At 50.2% G+C, this 24,961-nt stretch carries 19 protein-coding genes; 14 read left to right on the forward strand and 5 right to left on the reverse strand.

The genetic code is table 11. The features are described from left to right. Window positions 1-10: 10 nt before the first annotated feature. Window positions 11-1,489: a DUF2330 domain-containing protein gene (locus IPF95_12320; protein MBK6475473.1), complete on the forward strand. Its 1,479-nt coding sequence runs from the start codon at window positions 11-13 to the stop codon at window positions 1,487-1,489. A 66-nt stretch (window positions 1,490-1,555) separates the two neighbouring features. Here the strand turns inward: IPF95_12320 and IPF95_12325 are convergent, their stop codons facing one another. Beyond that, entirely contained in the window at window positions 1,556-3,556 is a 2,001-nt protein-coding gene (locus IPF95_12325) for a cation:proton antiporter (protein MBK6475474.1), read from the reverse strand. Between the two features lie 13 nt (window positions 3,557-3,569). On the opposite strand from IPF95_12325, the gene IPF95_12330 reads away from it, so the two are divergent. Both IPF95_12330 and IPF95_12335 read left to right on the forward strand, forming a co-directional pair. After that, on the forward strand, window positions 3,570-3,746 hold the full coding sequence (locus IPF95_12330) for a hypothetical protein (protein MBK6475475.1): 177 nt from the start codon (window positions 3,570-3,572) through the stop codon (window positions 3,744-3,746). A 120-nt stretch (window positions 3,747-3,866) separates the two neighbouring features. Continuing rightward, complete coding sequence (locus IPF95_12335; GenBank protein ID MBK6475476.1) at window positions 3,867-4,508, forward strand: hypothetical protein; 642 nt, start codon at window positions 3,867-3,869, stop codon at window positions 4,506-4,508. A gap of 115 nt (window positions 4,509-4,623) precedes the next feature. Here IPF95_12335 and IPF95_12340 read toward each other — a convergent pair whose 3' ends face one another. After that, a complete protein-coding gene (locus IPF95_12340; protein ID MBK6475477.1) occupies window positions 4,624-5,160 on the reverse strand; it encodes a DUF1003 domain-containing protein in 537 nt (178 codons plus the stop codon). Continuing rightward, window positions 5,160-5,756 (reverse strand): transferase hexapeptide repeat family protein, encoded by a 597-nt coding sequence (locus IPF95_12345; protein MBK6475478.1) that lies wholly within the window; start codon window positions 5,754-5,756, stop codon window positions 5,160-5,162. The genes IPF95_12340 and IPF95_12345 overlap by 1 nt, the downstream gene beginning before the upstream one ends. A 167-nt stretch (window positions 5,757-5,923) precedes the next feature. Between IPF95_12345 and IPF95_12350 the strand changes: the two genes are divergently transcribed. From IPF95_12350 to IPF95_12385, 8 genes are all read left to right on the forward strand, one after another. Beyond that, the gene (locus tag IPF95_12350) at window positions 5,924-6,571 is read left to right on the forward strand and encodes a DUF47 domain-containing protein (GenBank protein ID MBK6475479.1); all 648 of its coding nucleotides are present in this window, start codon (window positions 5,924-5,926) and stop codon (window positions 6,569-6,571) included. Window positions 6,572-6,616: 45 nt separating this feature from the next. Beyond that, on the forward strand, window positions 6,617-7,753 hold the full coding sequence (locus IPF95_12355; GenBank protein MBK6475480.1) for an inorganic phosphate transporter: 1,137 nt from the start codon (window positions 6,617-6,619) through the stop codon (window positions 7,751-7,753). A gap of 122 nt (window positions 7,754-7,875) precedes the next feature. Beyond that, window positions 7,876-9,063: a GlmU family protein gene (locus IPF95_12360; protein ID MBK6475481.1), complete on the forward strand. Its 1,188-nt coding sequence runs from the start codon at window positions 7,876-7,878 to the stop codon at window positions 9,061-9,063. A gap of 226 nt (window positions 9,064-9,289) precedes the next feature. Beyond that, on the forward strand, window positions 9,290-11,740 hold the full coding sequence (lon, locus tag IPF95_12365) for an endopeptidase La (protein ID MBK6475482.1): 2,451 nt from the start codon (window positions 9,290-9,292) through the stop codon (window positions 11,738-11,740). Window positions 11,741-12,005: 265 nt separating this feature from the next. Then, window positions 12,006-14,189, forward strand: coding sequence for a S8 family peptidase (locus IPF95_12370; GenBank protein ID MBK6475483.1), 2,184 nt, complete (start codon window positions 12,006-12,008; stop codon window positions 14,187-14,189). Window positions 14,190-14,228: 39 nt separating this feature from the next. Further along, window positions 14,229-15,428, forward strand: coding sequence for an S-adenosylmethionine:tRNA ribosyltransferase-isomerase (locus tag IPF95_12375; GenBank protein ID MBK6475484.1), 1,200 nt, complete (start codon window positions 14,229-14,231; stop codon window positions 15,426-15,428). A gap of 98 nt (window positions 15,429-15,526) precedes the next feature. Beyond that, window positions 15,527-16,573, forward strand: coding sequence for a type IX secretion system protein PorQ (gene porQ, locus IPF95_12380; GenBank protein ID MBK6475485.1), 1,047 nt, complete (start codon window positions 15,527-15,529; stop codon window positions 16,571-16,573). Between the two features lie 127 nt (window positions 16,574-16,700). Beyond that, window positions 16,701-17,411 (forward strand): (d)CMP kinase, encoded by a 711-nt coding sequence (locus IPF95_12385; protein ID MBK6475486.1) that lies wholly within the window; start codon window positions 16,701-16,703, stop codon window positions 17,409-17,411. 11 nt (window positions 17,412-17,422) lie between these two features. Here the strand turns inward: IPF95_12385 and IPF95_12390 are convergent, their stop codons facing one another. Both IPF95_12390 and IPF95_12395 read right to left on the reverse strand, forming a co-directional pair. Next, window positions 17,423-19,063, reverse strand: a complete 1,641-nt coding sequence (locus IPF95_12390; protein MBK6475487.1) for a T9SS type A sorting domain-containing protein — start codon at window positions 19,061-19,063, stop codon at window positions 17,423-17,425. Window positions 19,064-19,742: 679 nt separating this feature from the next. Beyond that, complete coding sequence (locus IPF95_12395) at window positions 19,743-20,966, reverse strand: 4-hydroxy-3-methylbut-2-enyl diphosphate reductase (protein ID MBK6475488.1); 1,224 nt, start codon at window positions 20,964-20,966, stop codon at window positions 19,743-19,745. A gap of 325 nt (window positions 20,967-21,291) precedes the next feature. Between IPF95_12395 and rpsA the strand changes: the two genes are divergently transcribed. The 3 genes from rpsA to IPF95_12410 all read left to right on the forward strand — a co-directional run bounded on the left by rpsA (window position 21,292) and on the right by IPF95_12410 (window position 24,909). Then, a complete protein-coding gene (gene rpsA / locus IPF95_12400; GenBank protein ID MBK6475489.1) occupies window positions 21,292-23,175 on the forward strand; it encodes a 30S ribosomal protein S1 in 1,884 nt (627 codons plus the stop codon). A gap of 205 nt (window positions 23,176-23,380) precedes the next feature. Beyond that, window positions 23,381-23,923 carry a bifunctional pyr operon transcriptional regulator/uracil phosphoribosyltransferase PyrR gene (gene pyrR / locus IPF95_12405; GenBank protein MBK6475490.1) on the forward strand — a complete coding sequence of 181 codons (543 nt, stop codon included), beginning with the start codon at window positions 23,381-23,383 and terminating at the stop codon, window positions 23,921-23,923. Next, window positions 23,923-24,909: an aspartate carbamoyltransferase catalytic subunit gene (locus IPF95_12410; protein MBK6475491.1), complete on the forward strand. Its 987-nt coding sequence runs from the start codon at window positions 23,923-23,925 to the stop codon at window positions 24,907-24,909. Before pyrR ends, IPF95_12410 begins: the two co-directional genes overlap by 1 nt. The last annotated feature ends 52 nt before the right edge of the window (window positions 24,910-24,961 follow it).

The raw sequence follows: 24,961 nt of genomic DNA on the forward strand, positions 1-24,961 counted from the left end.
CACCTACACAATGAGAACGAACCGTTTGCTTGCCATTGCTGCCATTTGTGCGGCCGGCAGCGCCTCCGCTTTCTGCGGATTCTATGTGGCCAAGGCCGATGCCACGCTTTTCAACGATCGCAGCGAGGTCATCCTTGTCCGCGATGGTCAGCGCACGATCATTACCATGAGCAACGATTTCAAAGGCAATGTGAAGGATTTCGCTATGGTGATCCCAGTGCCGACCATTCTACAACGAAACGATATCCGCATTGTGGAGCGCCGTGTTTTTGGTGCCTTGGATGCTTACAGTGCTCCACGGCTAGTGGAATATTGGGACGAAAATCCTTGCCAACGATGGGAGTATGCGGAGAACGAAATGTTGATGGATGTCATGCCGACCAAATCCACAGGAATGAGTAGGCTTTTCAAAGAAAAGGCGACCAAGGATTATGGAGTGACCATTGAAGCCCAATACAGCGTTGGGGAGTATGACATTCTGATCCTTGGAGCGAAAGAAAGCAATGGCCTTGAACAATGGCTCTTGGATAATGGCTACAAGATCCCTACGACAGCCCATGACGTACTGGATCCATACATCAAGAGCGGGTTGAAGTTCTTTGTGGTGAAGGTGGACCTTGAACGCATGCAGCAAAGCGGGTTCGAGTTTCTACGGCCGATCCAGGTCGCATTTGAAAGTGAGAAATTCATGTTGCCTATCCGATTGGGTATGGCCAATAGCAGTGGCGTGCAGGATATGATCGTTTATGCCTTTACGCGCACTGGTCGTGTAGAATGCGTGAACTACCGCACTGTGAAAGTTCCAAGCGATCGGAACATTCCCTTGTTCACCAAAGAGAAGTTCGGTCCATTCTACAAGGATCTTTTCGATCGCAACTGGAAGCAGGAAGGTAAGAATGCCATTGCCTTGGAGTATGCTTGGAACGTTACACCGAGCTGGGATGGAATGAAGTGCGATCCGTGCGTTGGTCCACCTCCGATGCCCGCCGAATTTGCAGAGGCTGGCGTGGATTGGGCCTTACCACAAGGAGGTGGAGGCCAGGTTTTTTTCACGCGATTACATGTGCGCTACGGTCGGGAGAAATTTCCACAGGATCTCTTTTTTCAAGTAACGCCGAACACCGAGAATTTTCAAGCACGTTACATACTTACGCATCCGGCTGAGGGAGATCTGAGCTGTTCCGCAGGTCAGGACTATCTGGAAACACTGTTCTACAAGCGCACCCGCGAAATGGATGAATTGTATGCGCTTACCGGGTGGGATCTGAGCAATGATCGTAAGTACATGGAAGAGGTAAAAGGAAAGATGAGTCCTGAACGACGCAACGGGTTGGAAATGCCTTACGCACCGGTTGATGGACCAAATGATGACGGTGGGAACGATGGCGGAGGAAGTGGCATTCCGACTATGATCATGATATTAGGACTTGCAGCCTTGTTGATCGGTGTATTCATGCAACGATCCGCACGGGAGCCACAGATGAATTAGAGCGTAGGAGGGTACGATCAATGTGGCCGCACAGATCAAATTCTGATCCGTCCGGCCACATTTTTTTCATCGAATATCACGGTCCATCCTTACGATGTTCTCCGGAGACCCCAGCATGTAGAGCAGGTCATCCGTCATGATACGTTCACTGCTCTTAACGTTCGAGATATAACGGCCGTTGCGTCGAATAGCGAGCACGGTAATACCATAGTTGTCTCGTAGAGCGGTTTCGGCGATCGTCTTGCCAACGATCTTGCTTCTGCCGAGCGTAACAGGTAAAGTAGCGATCTCCATCCCGGGGATCACCAATGTTTCTTCCTTGCGTTTCATCTTGTTCCCTTTCTTGCCGCGAAGCATTCCGTAATGGTCGGAACGCATCTCGGCGACCAGATCCTGTATTTGGGTTTCGGGGATCAAATATTTCCGCAGTACGTGGTGGAAGATCTCGATGCTGGTCTCGAATTCCTCGGGGATCACTTCATTCGCACCCGCGTCGTAGTTGGCTTGCAGTTCTGCAACGTGGCGTGTGCGAACGATGATATGTGCTTTTGCAGTAAGCGAGCGAACACCGGCCACTATCTTGAGTGTTTCTGATGGGTCACTGATCGCTATAACGACCACACGTGCACGTTCCACGTGCGCTTGTTCCAAGAGATGCAGGTTCGAGGCATCACCGATCAACACAGGAACATCCAGTGCTTTTGCCTTATCGGCAAGATCCGGGTCTTCTTCCAGGACGGCGCAGGGAATACTGTTTTCCTGGGCTGCCTTAAGAACGTTCTGTCCGTTCAATCCGAAACCAATGATCACGACATGGTCTTTCAGGACCTTCTCCAATGACTTTTCCTGCTGCTGCTTTACACGCATTATGCGGTCCAGTCGCTCACCAACGGAGCCCGGTAAAAAGCTGATGAAGATCTTCCGTACAATGCGATCCGAGTACTCCAGCACGATCGGAGTAACGCCCATGCTCAAGATCGATACGCTCAGGAAGATCTGGTAATGTTCTTTGCTTAGTAGACCCATTTCCAATCCTGGAATGGCAAGTATGAAACCGAACTCACCCAATTGGAATAGAGCCAGACCGGAATAGATCGCCGTGCGTAATGGATAACGGAGCACCCATACAGCGACTATTGTCATTAACGTCTTTAAGAGCAATACACCCATGGTCAAGCCGATCACAAGCAGCGGAGATGCAAAGAATTGTTCAAGATCCACCAACATGCCGATGCTCACGAAAAAGAACGCCATGAACAATTGGTGGAAGGGTAGGACGATGCCCGTTGCGTGGTATGCATGATCGGTCTCGCTGATCACAAGGCCTGCGAAGAATGCTCCCAATGCGAGAGAAAGGCCAAGCGCCTGCGTCGCAAATGCGGCTGCGAAACAGATAACAACGATCGTGATGATGAACAGATCGTTCCCTTTGCCTTGGCTAGCTGCTTTCAATAAGCGTGGTACAACGAAACGCCCACTGAAGTATACGGCGACCAGAAGCACGATCATTTTACCAAGAAGCAGTAATAGATCCATACCTACGTTCGTGCTTTTTCCCGCAAGCATTGGGGTTACCAACATCATAGGCACCACAATGATGTCCTGAAAGATCAGGATGGCCGTGGCGACTCGCCCGTGTGCGGAATCCATCTTTCCTTGTTCCTGTAACACACGCAATACGATAGCAGTACTGCTCAAGGTGATCAGGAATCCGATGAAGACCGCAGATTCCATTTTTATGCCGAACAACCCCAGGATCCCGGCAACCGCAGCTGTGGTAAGTCCGGCTTGCAACAGACCGCCAATAAAAACGGTACGCCCCAATGTGGCAAGCTTTTTAAGGCTGAACTCCATACCGATCACGAACAACAGTAGCACAACGCCAACCTCGGCCATTGCCTCAACCTTGTCCACTTCACCAACCCACTCAAGGCCATGAGGACCGGCGATCATACCCGTAAGAATGAATCCAAGTATTCCCGGTAGTTTGAAACGTCTGAACAGCAACAGGATCCCCGCCGCCAATGCGAGAATGATGATCAGGTCCTGAAAGAGTGGAAAGTGCATGGATCACATTTTTATGCCAACCAAGCTGCATCGATCAACCGCAGCCCGGCCAAAGAATGAATTCACTGGAATGCCACGGAGCGGGTCAAAAGAACGATGGTCCAGTGGACTGTTATACAAGGATAAGGACAAAGTACCTGAGGTGGCCAACGTGCGCAACACGCTAGGTCAACTGTTGGTCCACGCTTAGGTGTTGATCATGAAACCAATGGGTGGCGAAATGCGTATGCATGGATCCGTAGGAGTCGGATCCATGATCCACCCATGAACACTGGGAATGTAGGAAGCCACGCACGAATTCATCCACTACATGGCAGTACAGAACAAAGCGCGCATAACTGAACAGAACTGGGAAAGCCCGGAATTGGTCGTTGAATTTTGGACCTGGTTCAAACAGAATCAGCGATCCATTGAGCGTCTGGCAGAGGGTGATCGGGAGATGCTTCCTGTCTACGAGGAAATGACTCATCGCATGCATGGTTTCCATCCGAATATATTTCCTGAACTGAGTTTGGATGATGCAGGCGGTTACATTTTGATCGTCACTGCGGATGGTCGCAACGAAGGGCTGGAGCCAGTAATGCATTTCACAGAGCTTTACCCGGTCATTGAAGGTTGGCAAGTGCAGCGTTTCCGTAAGCCGGTTAACGACCCATTGGCCGTATTCGAATACCACGATCTTATTGTAGCGTTGGCCGAAGTAAATGTGGCATATGCCTATGATCCTGAAAATGAGCTGATCCACGTCGGGCTGGTGATCGAAGGTGCTTCGCGAGAGGATGAGCGTTGGCTGGGAATGATGTACATTTTAATGGATCACGCCATTGGCGAATACAACACTATGACCTACATGGGTTCCTTGGACCTGATGGCCATAGATGAGTTACCTGAGAATGTGACGCTGATCACCATGGATGAACTGCGTGAGGTTTTCGAGGAGGAATTCTATTGAAATACGACTCATTTCGACACCATATTCAGCATGTTAGGAAGGCGACTGCTGACCCGTTGGTAAGCACTATCCGGATTGAACGCTACGATCCAATTGATCGAGCGATCCCCTCAGATCACTTAGTTAACCGTTTTTCGATCCGGGTCAACAATTCCATTTGTTGAGCTTGTACATCGAACAACGTTTTTATCTGTTCCTCCAATAAAAGATCAACCTTCTGGTGCAAACTGCGGATCTGGAGCTCGGCCTTCAAATTGATCAAATAATCGTTCTCAGCGCGCATCCTATCGCGTTCTTCTTTTCGGTTCTGGGACATCATGATCACCGGTGCCTGCATAGCTGCAACACAGGAAAGGATCAGATTCATCAAAATGAAAGGGTAGGGATCGAACCGATCGCTCAATACCACGGTAACGTTGAAAACGATCCAAACTGTAAGAATGCCGAGAAAGATCAGAATGAATGCCCAACTACCTCCGAACCGTGCGATCTTATCGGAAATACGCTGACCTCGTTTAAGTGTTTCGCTCGGCGGATGAAGCAGGTTATTTACCACCAGTTCTTCTTCTCGGATGGAATTCTCCACGATCGTGTGTAATCGGTTCAACTGTTCCTGTTCAACAGCGAGCAATTGTTTCTTCCTCTGAGCCATCAGGGTTTGCGGGTTTTGTTCCAGGTAGAATAACGCGCAGTGATCGTAGGTCCATCGTTCGGTATTTCTCGGAGTGGCTCACATTCCTTTAGCGTAGCGTGCAATTCAACGGGTAGCCTCTGATAAAGCCCAGTGCCTTGCGTTTTCCACGCGATCATTTCGTCGCTAACATCCTTAATGGCCTTGGCCGGATTACCGACAATGACCTTTCGTGGCTCCCAGACACTATCTGCCGGTAAAAAGGCGAGCGCGCCAACAATGCATTCATCGCCAAGTTCCACGTTGTCCATCAGAACAGCATTCATTCCAACCAGGCAATTTCTGCCGATGTGCGCTCCGTGGATTATCGCACCGTGGCCAATGTGTGCGGACTCTTCCAATACTACACGGACGCCAGGGAACATGTGTATCGTGCAATTCTCCTGAACGTTGCACCCATTACTTATCACGATCTCACCCCAGTCCCCGCGCAAAGCAGCGCCTGGGCCTATGTAGACATCTTTGCCAATGACCACATTGCCGGTAACCACCGCCTGTGGGTGAACGAATGCACTCGGATGCACCACGGGTTTGAAGCCATTGAATTCGTACAGCATTGTTTTGGAATGAAGGCGCAAGGTACAGTGGTGTAGAGAGCACCTTCAGCAGCCGATCAGGAAGATCGCGTTGGTCGATCCATGTTAAGCCGATATTAACTTTAGGGTACGGATCTGCTGGAACAGGACCGTTAGGGTACATTTGGGCGGTTATTAACAGCTTCCGGATGTCCTTGGGATCCTTACTGAACGTCTTCAAACCGCGCGATCGTATATTCTTTTATCACTTCGAGGCAAGTGCTGCGAACGTGCGGAAAATGAGCGAGGACCTTATCGCTATCATGAATACCGAACGGGGTTCACAGCGCAATGCGATCTTGGAACGATTGGAGATCTCCGAGCGTGCGAATGACGATCTTACGCATACCATTTTCACGGACCTTGCACGCAATTTCATTACGCCTATCGATCGAGAGGATATCCACTCACTGGCTTCGAGTTTGGATGATATTGCTGATTACATACTTGCATCGGCAAAGAACCTTCGACTGTTCTCAATTGAAAAACCCGATGAGACATGTCGCGAATTAGCGCGTTTGGTGAACGAAGGTGCCAAGATCGTGCAGCTCATTGTGCAGACCTTGCGGCACATGAATAAGCCCAACGGCTATGGCGATCTCGTGATCCGGATCAATAGCATGGAGAACGAGGCCGACGAGGTTTACGATCAAGCGATCCAACACCTTTTCGAGAACGAGAAGGATCCGATCCAACTGATCAAGATGCGCGATCTCTATACTACCTTGGAGTTGGCAACCGACAAGTGCGAGGATGCCGGGAACGTGGTGGAGTCCATCATGCTGAAATATGCTTAACACACGCCGTATGATCGATCTGCCGTTCCACCATATTCGGATGGCATGACAACACTGCTTGTTGTAATTGTTGTGTTGGCCTTGGTGTTCGATTACATCAATGGATTCCATGATGCGGCGAACTCCATCGCTACGATCGTTAGCACCAAAGTGCTTACCCCTTTTCAAGCCGTGATGTGGGCGGCGGCATTTAATTTCATTGCCTTCTTCATCTTCAGTGAGCACCATGTTGCCAACACCGTCGCCAAAGTGGTGAATGAGGAGTACATCACGCTACGCGTAGTGCTTTCAGGGTTAGTGGCAGCCATTACCTGGAATCTGCTCACTTGGTGGTACGGTATCCCTAGCAGCAGCTCACATACACTTATCGGCGGTTTTGCCGGTGCTGCATTGGCAGGTGCAGGCTTCGATATCGGCAGCATCAATTTGGAAAAGATCGGTCTCATTGCGGTATTCATTTTCTTGGCGCCTTTGGTGGGTATGGTCATTTCGATCTTCATCACGTTGGTTACGATCATTCAAAAACTCTGGTTGCGCTTGTTATTGATAGCGATCTCCACGGCTGTAACCGCCATCTTCGTTATTAAGAACAATGATCTAAAGATCGGACTTGTCGTTTTTTCATTGATCTTCATGATCGCGTATGCATGGGATATGACCCGCCAACCCAGCGCTCAACGCACCGCCAATTTGTACAAGCGCTTACAATTGCTCAGTTCTGCGGCATTCAGTATTGGCCACGGCGGGAATGATGCGCAAAAGGTCATGGGAATTATTATGGTGGCATTGGTTGCCGGTGGTCAAAAAGAAAGCCTTAATGATATGCCGAACTGGGTGCCCCTTGCCTGTTACACCGCAATAGGTTTAGGTACGTTGAGCGGTGGTTGGAAGATCATTAAGACCATGGGAACGCGCATCACAAAGGTTACTCCATTGGAAGGTGTTTGTGCTGAAAGTGCTGGTGCCATGACGCTGTACATGACCGAGCAAATGGGCATACCTGTAAGCACAACGCATACCATAACAGGTGCGATCATCGGTGTAGGAGCCACCAAGCGGTTAAGTGCAGTGCGGTGGGGCGTAACGTTGCAATTGATGTGGGCGTGGATACTGACCATTCCCGTAAGCGCGGTGTTGGCATGCATCGCTTATTGGGTGTGTGGGTTCTTCGATATCGTGTGATCCCAGTATTTTTCAGTGATGAGCGTCGGACAGCTTGGTGCAGCACTGAATGGTCAAGGATCTACGATCATCGATCCGCAATGGACAATAGGAAGTAACTTTCCACGCTGAACAAAGCGACGATGTCCATCATCCTATCAGACGCTGGCCTGCATAGCCACTTATTACCACTCACCTTCACTCGTCCGGTTGGTCAACTGCGACCTGGTATCCTTCGGTTATCGGAGGGTTGGTACGTGCGCACAGGATTAAGCGTAGGCTACAGAACGGAGGGCTATTTGTCCAAGGCTTTTCCACTGCCTCAATATGCCTCGCCCAATTTCGAAGTGAACGGAGCGTTGTTCCCATCCGATGAATTGGTAGGTGCTGTCCTCGACCTGAAACCTGGTCAAGTTCTTGTGAAGGACGGAAAGCCGTTGGCCTATTGTTCGGAAAGCGAAGGTGGACCGCAACCCATGGATTGGGATTCGGTACCAGGCTACGCTGCACAGATCCAATTCACGGCTGAAGTGATCTCGTTCGATCGTCCATGGCATCTTTTCCAACATTGCGGAAAGGCAATTGAGCAGGACATTGCACTACTCACAGAAGGCCGCCGATCACAGCGACTAAGCGCATTGAATACGGTCGTGGGTGACCCCAATAGGATCTTTTTGGAAGAAGGTGCTGTCGTAGAAGCATGCATACTGAATACCAACGGTGGTCCTATCTACATCGGGAAAGATGCGGAGGTCATGGAAGGCTGTATCATTCGTGGTCCGTTCGCTTTGGGCGATCATTCGCAGCTGAAAATGGGTGCCAAGATCTATGGGCCTACCGCGGTAGGTCCGGAGTGCAGGGTTGGGGGCGAAGTGAACAATTGTGTCATCTCAGGTTTCAGCAATAAGGGGCATGATGGTTTTCTGGGAAACAGTGTATTGGGAGAGTGGTGCAATTTGGGAGCCGATACCAATGGCAGCAATCTGAAGAATACCTATGGCGAGGTAAAAGCGTGGAGTTATTCAGAAAATGCACAGGTTGATACAGGCTTGCAATTCTGCGGTTTGATCATGGGCGACCATAGTAAAAGTGGGATCAATACCATGTTCAATACGGGCACGGTAGTTGGCGTTTGTGCCAATGTTTTTGGTAGCGGTTTCCCACCCAAGCATATTCGTAGTTTCGCATGGGGCGGTGCGGATGGTTTCGTGGACCATGACATTGAGCGGGCTTTGAATACGGCGAAGCGCGTCATGGAGCGGCGCAAGATCCCGTTCACGCAGTTGGATGAGGACGTCTTACGGCATATTTGCACCATCGCGAAGGGTTGAGCCGATCTTCTTTTGAATAATTTTCCGGAGCCGTTCTCAGCGGGCAGTGAACTGCCTTTCCAACAATGAACGTGTCGGTCTATTCCTGCTATCCTGAAGTTATGTCAGCCCATCCACCACGGCACGGTGCTTGACAATGGGCAACAGCCTGTGCACGTTATCAACCGATTACGTAATGGACATGGCTTGGTAATACATTTGCAACTGACAACCTGACGATCCGTCGATGAGCGACATCATACATAACGATAACCCTTTATTCGGTAGCGACGCACTCGAGAACGAGACCGAGCTTATTCCGCTTATTACGGCTGAGGATGAGGAGTTGATGAATGCAGAGAAGACCCCTGCCGAACTTCCGATCCTTCCTTTGCGGAATACCGTGCTTTTTCCAGGAGTGGTGATCCCGATCACAGTAGGTCGCGATCGCAGTATACGACTGATCCAGGACGTGTACCGCGGTACTAAGACCCTTGGCGTAGTGAGCCAGAAGGATGGCCAGATCGAAGAACCGAACGCTGAGGACCTGAACCGTGTAGGGACGATCGCAACGATCATTCGCATGTTGCGTATGCCCGATGGAAGTACAACTGCCATCATTCAAGGCAAAAAGCGTTTCGAGATCTTGAAGATGGCGAAGACCGACCCTTACTTCACGGCCAGCGTCAAGGAGTTTGCGGAGCTGCGTCCAGAGAAGACTGACAAGAACTTTGATGCGTTGATCAGTTCGCTCAAGGACATGGCGACCGAGATCATCAAGCAGAGTCCACACATTCCTACGGAAGCGCAATTCGCTCTCAAGAATATTGATAGCCCGAGTTTCCTGGTGAACTTCATCAGTAGCAATATGAACGCTACGGTTGAGGACAAACAGAAAATGCTCGAAGTGGCCGATCTAAGGGAACGGGCCAACTTGTTACTTGCCCACCTCACCAAGGAGCTACAGATGCTCCAGATGAAGAATGAGATCCAGAGCAAGGTCCGCACTGAAGTAGATCGCCAGCAGCGGGAGTATTTCCTGCATCAACAGATAAAGACCATCCAGGACGAACTAGGTGGCAACCCGATCGAACAGGAGATCGAGGAAATGCGGGCAAAGGCGGATAAGAAGAAGTGGACCGAGAAAGTGAAGGAGGTCTTTGAGAAAGAGGTCACCAAGTTGCAACGTATGAATCCGGCAGGTGCTGAATTCAGTGTGCAATACAGCTACGTGCAGCTGCTACTGGAATTGCCTTGGGGCGAATACAGTAACGATAAGTTCGATCTTCGGAATGCGCAGAAGATCCTTGATCGCGATCATTTCGGGTTGGAGAAAGTGAAAGAACGCTTGATCGAACACCTTGCCGTACTGAAGCTGAAAGGTGATATGAAAGCGCCTATCATTTGCCTGTATGGTCCTCCAGGTGTCGGTAAGACCAGTTTGGGAAAAAGCATGGCCGAGGCGCTTGGACGCAAATATGTGCGGATGAGCTTGGGCGGGTTGCATGATGAAAGCGAGATCCGCGGCCATCGTAAAACGTATATCGGCGCAATGCCCGGCCGGTTGATCCAGAGCTTGAAAAAAGCAGGAACCAGCAACCCATTGTTCGTGTTGGACGAGATCGATAAAGTAGGGAAGGACTTCCACGGCGACCCTGCGAGCGCATTGCTCGAAGTATTGGACCCCGAGCAGAATAGCGCGTTCTATGACAATTATGTGGAGATCGAATTCGACCTGAGTCGTGTGATGTTCGTTGCCACAGCAAATACGCTGAGCACGATCCATCCGGCCTTGCGTGATCGCATGGAGATCATTGAAGTGAACGGCTACACGCAGGAAGAGAAATTGCAGATCGCCATTAAGCACTTGTTGCCGAAACAATTCTCGGAGAACGGGATCAAGCCTTCGCGTTTGAAACTTGGCGAGGGTCTATTGGAAGCGATCATTGATCAATATACCGATGAAAGTGGTGTGCGTACCCTTGAGAAGCGCATTGCCAAATTGGTGCGATACCGGGCCAAGCAGATCGCGTTGAAGGAAAAATACTCTATCACGATCGGTGTGGATGACATGGTGAAGATCTACGGTCCGAGCCATGCGCGGGATAAATACCAAGGCAACGATGTGGCCGGTGTTGTTACTGGTTTAGCGTGGACCCCGACGGGTGGTGATATCCTGTTCATAGAGACCAGCATTACCAAAGGAGAAGGCAAACTTACCCTCACGGGTAACCTCGGTGATGTAATGAAGGAAAGCGCCATCATTGCATTGGAATACCTGAAATCACACAGTGCTATCATCGGTGTGGATAGTGAGGTCTTCAAGCGATGGAACGTTCATGTACACGTGCCCGAAGGTGCAACGCCGAAGGATGGGCCAAGTGCGGGTATCACCATGCTAACAAGTATCGCGAGTGCATTCACCCAACAAAAAGTGCGCAAGTTCGTTGCCATGACCGGTGAGATCACCTTGCGTGGTCGTGTGCTACCGGTTGGTGGTATCAAGGAAAAGATCCTTGCAGCAAAACGTGCGGGCATCAAAGAGATCATATTGAGCAGCGATAACAGGAAGGACATCGAGGACATCGATGCACGGTATACCAAGGGCATGCGATTCACGTACGTTTCAGAAATGATAGAGGTCGTGAAACACGCATTGTTGAAGGAGAAAGTTGAGAACGCGCTGAAGGTGGCATAAAGACACTGCGGAATTGAAGAATAGAGAAGCTCCGGGCCTAGCTCGGAGTTTCTTATTTTGATAAGGTCCGGCAGTACGTGCTCCGAGATGAACAGGGCTATCGCCTCTTAAACCTTTGTATTCATTGAAACTCAGATCCTGCGACTCTGCCGTACGGCAGAGTCGCAGAAATACGGTTGCGTGAATTTTAAGAGGCGATAGCCCTACCGAGATGAATGATCCTAAACCCCGATTGTGTTACTTAGACGATCCAAGCAACAGTTCCATGACCCGATACATTCTCGTACTTGCACTTATCACATCGCAATTCCTTGCAGCGCAGAACACCTTGCCCGCCACCACACGCGTGGGTTTGCAAGAATTGCAAGGCTTGGCTGAGAAGTATCCTAAAGCGCAAGAATTGACCAACGAAACGCAAGGCTATTATCCGACCGCAATGATCCATGGACGCTGCATGGTCGGCTTTTTAGGAAAGGTGAATGGTTCGTTCGATGCAAGCGCGGTTGAGCACGGGGTCGTAATGCAAGGAACCCAAAAAGGATCCGTTATTTCCTTCCGCATCGATGCGTATCACTTGGATGCCATCCACCAGATCAATGGTCTAGTTTATAGCGAACTTGCGGGCAAGACGGCTCCAACACTGGACAAAGTGATCAAGGCAATTCATGCGGATAGTGTGCAAATGGGCATCAACCTTCCCTCGACCTATACGGGAAGAGATGTGTTGATAGGCATTACGGATTGGGGTTTCGATTACACCCATCCAATGTTCTATGACACGGCGTTGACCACGAGTCGCGTTCGAGCTGCGTGGGATCATTACCGCCAAGCCGGCCCAGCGCCAGCGGCATTTTCGTATGGCACCGAGCTTACAACGCCCGCCGAATTACTCGCTGCTGAAGCCGATACGGTGAATATCTACGGCTATGCGACACATGGTTCACATGTAGCTGGGATCGCTGGTGGAGGTGGAGCCGGAACCTACTTCAGAGGAGTTGCATTCGATGCACAATACCTTTTCTGTACGTTCCTGGTTGATGCCGCTGCCGTCATTGATGCTTTTGAATGGATGAAGACCATCGCAGAACAGGATGACAAGCGCTTGGTGATCAACATGAGCTGGGGTCTGCATTGGATGGGAACATTGGATGGTAATTCATTGATCAGTCAAGCCATCGATCAGTTCTCACAGGAAGGAGTGGTCTTTGTGAATTCAGCGGGAAATAATGGCGATGTCAATTTCCACATAAAGAAGAATTTTGCTGCGGATACGATGCGTACACGGATCCAGTTCTACCCGTATAGCGCACATCCGAAAATGTGGGGCCAGAGCATCAGCATGTGGGGTGAAGCAGGTGCTTCGTTCTCTACTGGATTCACAATTACATCGAATGGTGGAGCAACACTCCAAGAAAGTCCGTGGTATGGCTCATCCACGCAAGTAGACTATGTTGATTCATTCCTAGTGGAAGGTGTGGATACGGTATTCTACAACCTGACGACCGAAGCAGCGCATCCTTTGAACGGAAGACCCCATTTCAGACTGCGTGTAAAGAATACGAGTGCTGCGTTGAAGATCACGCTGAAAGCTGCTGCTACAAGCGGGACGGTACATTTTTGGAACGTTACCGAACTCACGAATGATGTGGGTAATTGGGGTCAGGACTTTCAAGCTCCATTGGCCGGCTATTCCATCGGTGACAAAGCATATGGTATCAGTGAACCCGCGTGTACGGAAAGTGTAGTTTCCGTGGCAGCATACAGCTCCGAATACCAGTTAGGCAACGGTAATTGGGTTGGTGGTACCATTGCCAATTTCTCATCCTTCGGTCCTACGATGGATGAACGCAGTAAACCGGATGTAACCGCACCTGGAGTTACTGTAGCATCGTCGATCAGCTCGTTCACGGACAATGCCTTCACATCGATCCTGAACATTGATTTCCAAGGCCGCACTTATCCATTTGCCAGATTCTCCGGAACAAGCATGTCTGCTCCAGCAACCACAGGTGTTGTTGCTTTGATGCTGGAAGTGGATCCAACCTTAACACCTGCCGATATCCGTGACATTCTGCGACAAACAGCGCGCGTGGATCAGAACACCGGAACGATACCTACTGGCGGAAGCACGCGCTGGGGTTACGGAAAAGTGAATGCGTACCAATCGGTGATCGACGTTCTTGGGGTCGTTGGGGTCAATGAAAATACAGTAGATCGAATTAACGTATGGCCGAACCCGACATCTTCCGAACTGAACATTCTACTAAATCAGCGGAGTGGAAATGTCAGGTTGATCGTTGTCGATATCACGGGCAGGGTGGTACACAAAGAGTCTTACAATTCTACCGAAGTGATCTCGTTAAGCACTGCGGAATGGAGTACTGGAGTTTACGTGATCCAGATCGAACAGGATCAGCAGGTTTCTGTTGCAAGGGTCGTGAAACAGTGATCATCGGATTTTGGAACATCTGATCAACTGATCCGCACTATGGATCCACGCACCCTTTCCATACAGGACTACACGTACGACCTACCGGAAGCGCGTATTGCCCAGCAACCGTTGGCGGAAAGGGATGCCAGCAAATTGTTGCTCTTCGACAAGGGAGTGATCCGTGATCATAGCTTTCGTTCGTTACCGGATCTGATCCCATCCAATGCGTTGCTGGTATTGAACAATACCAAGGTGGTCAATGCTCGCCTCATATTCCATCGTGCTTCCGGCGCGCGGATCGAAGTGCTTTGCCTTTCACCGGTGGAAGGAAAACCTGTGGAATTAGCATTTGTGGAATCCGGGTCAAGTGAATGGGAATGCTTCATCGGCAATGCGAAGCGCTGGAAAGCAGGGGAGGAGTTGATCGCAACGGCGAATGGGTTAGAGATCCGGGCCATGCGTAAAGGTCAAGAAAGCATTCGGCTAGCATGGACCCCCGTGGAACTGAGTTTTGTGGAAGTTCTTGATCGCATCGGCCACGTGCCGCTACCCCCCTACATGAAACGGCCGGATGAAGCTGCTGATAAAACGCGGTACAATACGGTCTTTGCGCAATACGATGGCTCGGTCGCCGCACCAACTGCGAGCCTTCACTTTACCAAGGAGATATTGGATCGCATAGTACAGCGTGGCATACGTTCCACGGACCTCACGCTACACGTGGGAGCAGGAACATTCTTACCGGTAAAGAGCGCAACAATGGACCAGCATGCCATGCACTCGGAGCAAGTGCGCATACCGCTAAAAATGCTACTGCAGTTGAGCGAACAGCTAGGCAAAGGACCGGTCATTCCAGTAGGAACCACGGCGCTACGCACATTGGAAAGCATCTATTGGCATGGAGTAAAGCTGCTACGACGAATCGGTTCAAACGTGATCGATATCGATCAATGGGATTCCTATTCCTACGATGAGAATGATCTGCCAACTCCAAAAGACGCACTGAATGCAGTGATCATGAGTCTAATGGAGAAGAAAGAATACCAACTTTCAGGTGAGACCAAGCTCCTGATCGCCCCGGGGTATACGTTCCGCTTTGCAACAGGCCTTGTTACGAATTTTCATCAACCGCAAAGCACATTGCTTTTACTGGTAGCGGCATTTCTAGGTAAGGATTGGCGATCGGTCTACGACCATGCATTGGCATCGGATTATCGCTTTCTGAGCTACGGTGACGGTTCGCTTTTATTGCCTTGAGCATTTCTAATGGATCAATTCCTTTGTCTTACAAGAGTCACACCTACTTTTTACCGGGCGACAACAATACCAGCCCATTATCTTCGTTCCCTTCGCGAATGCGCCAAACAATTACCCTACTAGCCTTGATCCTTGCCAGCACATTAACTTCTGCGCAGCAGGTCGGCGGCAATAAGGTCTTTCGAATATTGGATATTCCAAGCTCTGCACGAGCAGCAGCGCTGGGCGGTAATTACATCGCTGTTCAGGACAATGACCTCAATCTCGGACTCTTCAATCCAGCGCTATTGAACAAGAATACCGGCCGACAGATAGCCCTCAGCTATTTGCCCTATTTTGAGGGAATAAATGTTGGCTACGCTGCCTATTCGCATCATTTCGATAGCTTGAACACGACATTCTCAGGATCCGTTCAGTATGTGAATTACGGCACGTTCCAGCGGACGGATGAGATCGGTAATGAACTCGGCGAGTTCAAGGCAGGTGAGTACGTGGTCCAGGTCGGTGCTGCCCATCCGATCGATAGTTTGTTCAGCATCGGTGCCAATCTGAAATTCATCAACAGTAATCTGGATATTTATAACAGCACGGCTTGGGCTGCGGATATCGGCGGAGTGTTCTACAAGAAGAAGCTCGGGTTAACGGTTGCCGCGGTATTGAAGAACATCGGTTACCAGACCTCCACCTACACTGCCGAACGCGAGAAGCTGCCGTTCCAAGTTCAACTGGGTATTACCTACAAATTCAAGCACGCTCCGTTCCGGTTGGGCCTGATGATGGAGCAGTTACAGCGCTGGGACCTGACGTATGTGGACCCGAACCGCAGTGTGCAGATCGACCCGACTACCGGAGATGTGATCGAAGAAAAAGTAACGACCTTGGATAAGACCTTGCTTCATTTGGTGCCAAGTGCCGAGGTTCTATTGAGCAAGAATTTCATGCTGCGCTTGGCCTACAACTACCGTCGTCGCCAAGAGCTGGTCATCGGTGATAAGCCAGGAGCTGTTGGGATCAGTTTTGGCTTGGGCCTGAAAGTGAGCAAGGTCCATATCAGTTATGGGTTCTCCCAATTGCACCTGGCCGGTATCTCGAATACATTCTCCATCGCCTTCCGGTTCGCGGATATTAAGAAAGCCGAGGGTTGATCCTTCTTGAATGGGCAATTGCGATGTCCTGTTTCATTGCGATCTTCGGATAAAGCAGCTTTAACGGTCCCGCAAATCACTCTTTTCTTTCCAGCAGAGGGCAAGCCATTAACTTGGCGGCCGCATAATGGGTCACGCCAAAAAGATCATCATAGCCATTGACGGTTTCAGCAGTTGTGGCAAGAGTACGTTGGCCAAGCAGCTCGCTCATCATTTGCATTACACGTATATCGACAGTGGTGCGATGTACAGGGCAATTGCACTGTACTGTATTGAGAATGGCCTCGTGAATGGTGATGAATTGAACGACGTTGCGTTATTGCGGGTACTTCCGCATATCCACATTGGTTTCAAACATGACGATGCAACTCAACGCAGCGAGACGTGGTTGGATGGACGCAATGTTGAACACCGTATCCGTGAAATGGATGTGAGCAACACGGTAACGCTGGTGAGTCCTATTCCTGAGGTGCGCGCCAAGTTGGTCCAGTTGCAACAAGAGAGCGGCAAGAATGGGGGAGTTGTGATGGACGGCCGGGACATTGGTACCGTGGTATTTCCGAGGGCCGAGGTGAAATTCTTCATGACCGCAAAGCCGGAAATACGTGCCGAACGACGCTATTTGGAATTGAAAGGTCGCGGAACCAAGGTCCGTATCGAAGAAGTTTTACGCAATATTGCTCGCCGTGACAAGGACGATACAACCCGTGCTGCGGACCCACTGATCCAAGCACCCGATGCGCATGTGATCGACAATAGTGAACTTACTTCCTCGGAACAGTTCGATATTGCGATGGGTGTGATCGTGAAAGCGATCGGTGTGGTTGCAGAAGCGTGATCCAGCGCTGTTCATCGCACGACCATGAACGGTCGCGTAACCCAACCATCGTCCACAAGGAACCGCACGAAGTAGGATCCATCGTTCAACCCGCTTGTATCAAGAGAGCCTGTTTTTCCGCTAATGCGGTAAGAATTCAACACCTGGCCTTGTATGCTGAGGATCTCAACGCTACTGACAGAACCTTGATCCAACCTCCATTGTAGAACATCATTCGCAGGGTTGGGAAAGAGCGAAATTGATAGGTTCATACGATCGTTCTCTGAAACGGACACCGCACCGGGCAACGTGATCACCCATAAGGACCGCGGGGTGTTGATCCAATACTCGATCACGAAGATCTCGTTGCCTACTTGCTCCGCATCCACTGGTAAATAGAATCCTTTAACGATGCGCTGAGCTGAAACGGAATACTCCTGTTCAACGGCATCATAGAACAATTCCAAATGAAGGAGATCACCACTTTCATCAACCGGAACTACGGGTATTCCCCACGGAGCGAACGGGCTGAAACCAGTCGTATCACCGCCGGGAGTGAAACTCGCAACGAATGCGTCACCGGTATAATCGCCACCAAGTGCATTTTGGTTATCGAAGATCAACCCTAGTGGAGAACGGTGACACGTGAACGTACTTATCGGGATCCCCGAATCCGAAGCATCCACGATACTACCGGTCTCCGTCCGGATCTTATCCGCATCAGGACCGTGGTTAACGATCGGTTCCTCGAATATTAGATTCGGTGGAGCGGGGAAGAGTGGGTCGTAGTTGAATTCGGTTGCGGCAGAAGGGAATCCAGGGTTCAATAAAGGATCCTGTGTAGGGTCATAGCCAGCAGCTCGCGTTGGGTTCGGGTTGCCGCCGGCCCGCCACGGAAAGCCATAATGAAAACCGGGGCGCATCCAATTCATCTCTTCCGGATCATCGTGATCTCCGCTGTTCTCAACACCAAATAAATGCCCAGCGGAATTAAAGGCCAGGTCATAAGTGTTCCGAACCCCTTGTGCATAGAGCATTCCAGAAGTTGAAAGGGTACCGATGTCATTGGGGATGACAATATCCACTCCATTGATCGGAAGAATGAGCACGATCGCAGAGACCGGTTCTTCCCGCATGTCCGGAAACACTCCTCCCATATCCTGTACCTCGCCGTGGTCCGTTCGCGAGCCACTGTTCACGAACAATGAGTTCCCATCCGGCGAAACAGCAAGGCCATTGAATCCGTGGTCCTTGCCTCCGCGCGCATATGGTTCAGTGCGGGCCAGTTCGTTCCATTGACGCAAGCCATCAGGAAGTAACGATCCACGCGCAACAACACCTTCCCAGTAATTTCCATTGGAGATATTTCCTGAGATGAACAACGCACTATCGTGGAACACCATTCCCTGTGCATTTGTAATACCATGGTCCGCATTCGTGAACAACAACGTGTCCATGGGCCCGGTTGGTCCGTGATCGATCAAGTAGATGTCACCATCAACGGTCAGGTAATGCAATCTGTCAGAAACAGCGTCATATACCATGCGCGAAACATTCGGCTGTATATCCAAATAGTGTTCAACGGTTACGTCCGGTACAAGCGAAATGGGGGTGTTCTGCGCCAGAACAAGCGGGATATTGAATAGGATCAGTGCAAATAGAGTGAGGCGCATGAAGCAGAGCTTTTGTTTCTAGACGTAAGGTACAGCTATTACGCTGTTTGTTATAGATCTATCGGGATCTACTTCAGTGTGCGGATTATTCTTATTAAGATGTAGCTTGACTTCACAGCGGGCAACTTGGTTTCATCCCGGCTGAATTAGACGGTTTACTACACATCCAAAAGGATTCTTCTTGCCCTGTGCCTCTCCACTACCAACTTGGAACCTTGGCCCATTTCGACGTCACTGGGATCTTTTCTCCACGAGCCAATCGGCGCACATTTTGGCGCAATCCGAACCTCCAGAATGGAAAGAGTTTATTTCCTGAGCATAATGACGTGTAAAGCATTGATCCCTCGGCCTCGCTGGAATACGCAAAGACAAGGTATCTGCCACCAAAAGGAAGTAATGACCCGCAAGACACGCCGCTGATCTTTGTTCGAATATGCACTTTCCTCTGAACATGACCTTTGTACTGGTGTCCTACGAACAACACGATCTCACGCATTTGTGGAGACTGAGGGTCATCGGTCTTTACGATCCTTGAACCGATCGCTACGGCTTCGAAGACATTAACGGATCTTGCGAAATTCCCAGCGAGTCCGTTATCTATACATGAACAAGCAAAACTTCGACCAACTAAAATGATTAAAAAGAATATGGTCGCGATCCGGAGATTCATTTTCTTGAATTACCCAACTAACTCATCAACAACCAAAACCGGATCCTCAGCACCCTCAACAAACACCAACACCTTCAGCATAACCTGGTCCAACAAGGTATCCGGGCAGCTGGCACCGCTGGTAAGGATGACCGTTAATGGCCGTTTTGTGGGTAACCAATTTTTGGAGCGTTCAAGCTTATGCAACGGGTAGTTGAAATGCTCGATCTCGGTAGCACTTAACAATTCCTTCTCGCCGTTGATGAAGAACGTCGGGAATTTCTGTTCGAGTAATTCCACCAAATGACTGGTATTGCTGCTGTTGTATCCGCCAACTACCAATGCTAGATCTGCATCGGCCTTCAGTAATTCGTTGGTGGCGTCCTGGTTATCGTTGGTTGCGTAGCAGAGGGTATCCCGCGTATCCGCGAAATGGGCTTTCAGTTCTGCCTCACCATATTTCGTGAGCATTACTTGTTTCAGATGGTCCGCAATGGCCTGGGTCTCTGTCGCCAGCATCGTGGTCTGGTTCACGACTCCGATACGGTCCAATTGGGTAGCAGGGTCAAAATCGGGTGTGCAACGTTCCCCGAAGAGTTCATGGAATCGCTCCAATGGCACTTCACCGCTAATGATGCGGCCGAGTTCGATGGTCTCGGCCATGTCCTTCACAATAACAGCTGGCGCACCTTGGGCGGTATGACTGAAAGTAGCACGCGTTTCTTCATGTGCGGCTTTGCCATGGATCACCACCGTATGGTCCTGAACACCAAGCTGCGCGCTGCGTTTCCACACCTTCTCCACGAACGGGCATGTGGTGTTGTGCATCAACGGGTCAATGCCAATGGCTTTTAGTCGGTTCTCCGTTTCAATGGTTGTACCGAATGCCGGAATGATCACGATATCGTCCTTGGTGATCTCATTCCAATCCATTAGCATCTCGCCATGCGTATCCTGGATAAAGCGCAGTCCGTGGCTTTCCAGATCGGCGTTCACTTCAGGATTGTGGATCATTTGGCTCAGCAGAAAGATCCGTTTTCCCGGATTCTCTTCCAACGCCTTGTAGCTGATCTCGATCGCGTTCTCAACCCCATAACAGAACCCGAAATGCCGCGCGAATACAAAACGCACCGCTCCAAGGTCAAGCAGGGTAGGTGAAAGGTCCTTTTTCTTCGGGTCCTGGACTTTGCGGAAGGCTTTCAGTCGACCAATAAGATCACTGCGGTAATTTGTAGGGATATCGAAACTGCGCATAGGCAGGCAAAGGTAATAGTAGGAACTCTGTTCTTTTCCTTCAGTTATGTGCCTGTTCGACCGGATAATCTCATCCAGGCTCTTAGGCCATGGAGGCGCATTTGACCTTATCGGCGCTCATCAGTCCTTTCTGCGTTATCAGCGTTCTATTCTCTTCGACCACACAGGCGCTCAATTGTCTGATCGTCTGAACTTCTGACCCTACGATCCTCTAAATCACTACCTTTGCGCCCCCTTTCGGGGAAGCTTATGCCGGGGTGGCATAGGTTAACCAACCAACCCTCTCGTATACCACCCCCTAGGTACGGGATACAAGTAATAACGCATGTCAGTAGTAGAGAATAACAAAGTAACCTTCGCCGAACCACCAGCGGATTTCGATTGGGCGGCATTGGAAGAAGGAAAGACCCCTGAGGCTACCACAGCTCGTTTGGCTATGGAAAAGGCCTACGAGGACACCCTCAGCAGCATCCAGGAACACGAGGTGTTGATGGGTACCGTGGTGGGTATGAATAAGAAGGAAGTAGTGATCAACATCGGCTATAAGTCCGAAGGTGTTGTTCCTATCAGTGAATTCCGGTACAAGGAGGACCTCGCGATCGGCGATAAGGTCGAAGTGTACATTGAGAAGCAAGAAGATAAGGGTGGTCAAATGATCATCAGCCATAAGACCGCGCGCGTTCACAACGCATGGGGCAAGGTCAATGGCGCCATGGAAAGCAGCGCGATCATTACCGGTTACGTTAAGTGCCGCACCAAAGGCGGTCTTATCGTTGATGTATTCGGCATCGAGGCCTTCTTACCAGGTAGCCAGATCGATGTGAAGCCGATCCGTGATTACGATCAGTACGTTGGCAAGAACATGGAATTCAAGGTCGTGAAGATCAACCAGGAATTCAAGAACGTTGTTGTTTCACATAAAGCACTGATCGAAGCCGAACTGGAAGCCCAGAAGAAGCAGATCATTGGTGGCTTGGAGAAAGGTCAGGTATTGGAAGGTACCGTCAAGAACATCACCAGCTACGGAGTGTTCGTGGATCTGGGCGGTGTGGACGGACTCATCCACATCACGGATCTCAGCTATGGCCGCGTAAGCCATCCGGAAGAGGTGGTGAAGTTGGACGAAAAGATCAACGTTGTAATTCTGGATTTCGACGACGAGAAGCGTCGTATCGCACTTGGTCTGAAGCAGCTTAGCGCCCATCCATGGGATGCATTGAGCGCTGACATGAACGCAGGCGACAAAGTGAAGGGCAAAGTGATGGTGATCACCGACTACGGTGCATTCGTTGAGGTATCAGCAGGCGTAGAAGGCCTATTGCACGTTAGCGAAATGAGCTGGAGCCAGCATCTGCGCAGTCCGAAGGACTTCCTCAAGGAAGGACAGGAGATCGATTGCGTGGTCTTGAACATCGACCGTGAAGAGCGGAAGATGAGCTTAGGAATGAAGCAGCTCGCTGCTGATCCATGGGCGGAGATCGAAGCGAAATACCCGGTCAACAGCAAGCATCAGGCGAAAGTCCGCAACTTCACGCACTTCGGCATCTTCGCCGAATTGGAAGAAGGTGTTGATGGATTGATCCACATCAGCGATCTAAGCTGGACCAAGCGTATCAAGCACCCAAGCGAATTCTGCAATGTGGGTGATGATATCGAGGTCATGGTATTGGAGGTCGATAGAGAGAATCGTCGATTGAGCCTTGGCCATAAGCAAGTTGAGGAGAACCCATGGGAAGTGTTCGCAGGGGTATTCGTACCTGGAAGCACGCACGAGGGAGCCATCACTGGCCGCGCTGGTCAGAACTTCATCGTGAGCTTGTCCTATGGAGTTGAAGGCACTGTAACGGCCAAGAACCTGAAGAAGGCCGATGGTGGCAAAGCCGAAATGGAAGAGAAGCTACCGTTCGTGGTACTCGAATTCAATGCCGAAGCACGCCGGATCGTCCTAAGCCACACCCGCACCTTCGAAGAGGGTGAAGAGGTGATCGAATCCGCTCCAGCAGCTGGTGGCAAGAAAGGCGTCCGCAAGGAAGGTTCCGGCGGTGGTGCGACAGCACTGAAGAGCGTGAACGAAAAGGTTGAAAAGAGCACGTTAGGAGACCTCAGCGTATTGAGCGATCTGAAGAGCGCAATGGAATCCAAAGAGCGGACCGGTAAGGCTAAAAAAGCCAAGAAGTTCGTGGAAGACGACGACGATGACGAAGCGTAAGCTACGTTCCAAGTGAATTGAAAAGCCCGGTGCCGCAAGGTTACCGGGCTTTTTCTTATACAGCCACCTGCCTCAATACCATCATAGCCCGCGTACGATCTCGTAGGAAGTAAGTAGCTAAAGGATGGATCTGTCTAATCCATTCTTAATTTTTCATTGTTCATTCTACATTCTACATTCCCTTAGGTCCGGTATCTTCGCCGCCATGCAGCCGCTTTCACTCCTCACCTCTAAAGCCTTTGGGCTTACTGTAGGGCGGTTGTGCTACCAGTTGATCGAGGACCATGGCGACATGAGCGGCGTAGCGCTGATCGGCTTACAACCGCGCGGCGTGTTCTTGGCTAGGCGGTTACGCAAGGAATTGCAACGCATCATAGGCAAGGAGAATTTGTATTATGGCGAACTGGACATCACCTTCCATCGGGACGATTTTCGTCACCGGTCCACACCCGCTGCACCCCGAACGACCGATCTGGAATTCAGCTTGGATGAACGGAAAGTGGTGATAGTTGATGATGTCTTATACACAGGGCGCACCATCCGTGCGGGACTCGATGCAATGCTCGCTTTTGGCAGGCCGGCCAGTGTTCAGTTATTGGTTCTGGTGGATAGGCGTTTCAGTCGCGAACTCCCGATACAGCCTGATTATGTGGGCAAATGGGTGGATAGCATTGATGGCCAACGCGTAAATGTGGAGTGGCAGGAAAGTGACGGTAAGGATCAGGTATTATTGCTCAACGATCGATAATGAAGAAGTCCAGCACCAAGATCGAGAATGCTGAAGCCAGCGACCAGCTTAGCACGCAGCACTTGTTGGGCATAAAGGATCTAAGCGCTGCTGACATTGAGTTGATCTTCCGCACTGCGGATGGTTTCAAGGAAGTACTGGGCAGGCCGATAAAGAAAGTTCCATCGTTACGCGATATCACCATTGCTAATCTCTTCTTCGAAAGCAGCACACGAACGCGTGTGAGCTTTGAGCTTGCTGAGAAACGGTTAAGTGCCGATGTGGTCAACTTCAGTAGCAGTGGTTCCAGCGTGAGCAAGGGTGAAACCTTGGTGGATACCGTGAACAACATCCTGGCCATGAAAGTGGATATGGTGGTGATGCGACACCCGGACCCCGGTGCAGCCATGTTCTTAAGCAGGCATATCAATGCGAGTATCGTGAATGCTGGAGATGGCACGCATGAACATCCCACCCAAGCACTTCTGGATGCTTACAGCATTCGGGAGAAACTTGGGAAGGTCCGCGGTAAGAAAGTGTTGATCGTGGGAGATATTCTTCATTCACGGGTAGCATTGAGCAATATCTTCTGTTTACAAAAACTGGGTGCCGAGGTCATGTTATGCGGACCGGCCACGCTTATTCCCAAGCATATAACAAATCTTGGAGTAAAAGTTGAACATGATTTAGATAAAGCACTGATCTGGTGTGATGTAGCGAATATGCTTCGCATCCAAATGGAGCGGCAAAAAGGGGATGGGATCTCTAATTTCCCAAGTCTTCGTGAATATGCTATGCTTTATGGTTTGGACCTGGAACGATACAAGCGGCTCGGAAAGGAGATCGTGATCATGCACCCGGGTCCGATAAATCGTGGAGTTGAAATAAGTAGCGAAGTAGCCGACCATGCCAATAGCATAATATTGGACCAGGTAAGCAATGGGGTAGCGGTGCGCATGGCCGTATTGTATCTGCTTGCAGCACGTATCCCACGTCTACCTGTTTGAAACTAGGTATTACGTAACCTATGTCGGGCGTATCGATCCAAGTATATCTTTG

The sequence above is a fragment of the Flavobacteriales bacterium genome (genome assembly GCA_016704485.1).
Lineage (GTDB): Bacteria > Bacteroidota > Bacteroidia > Flavobacteriales_F > PHOS-HE28 > PHOS-HE28.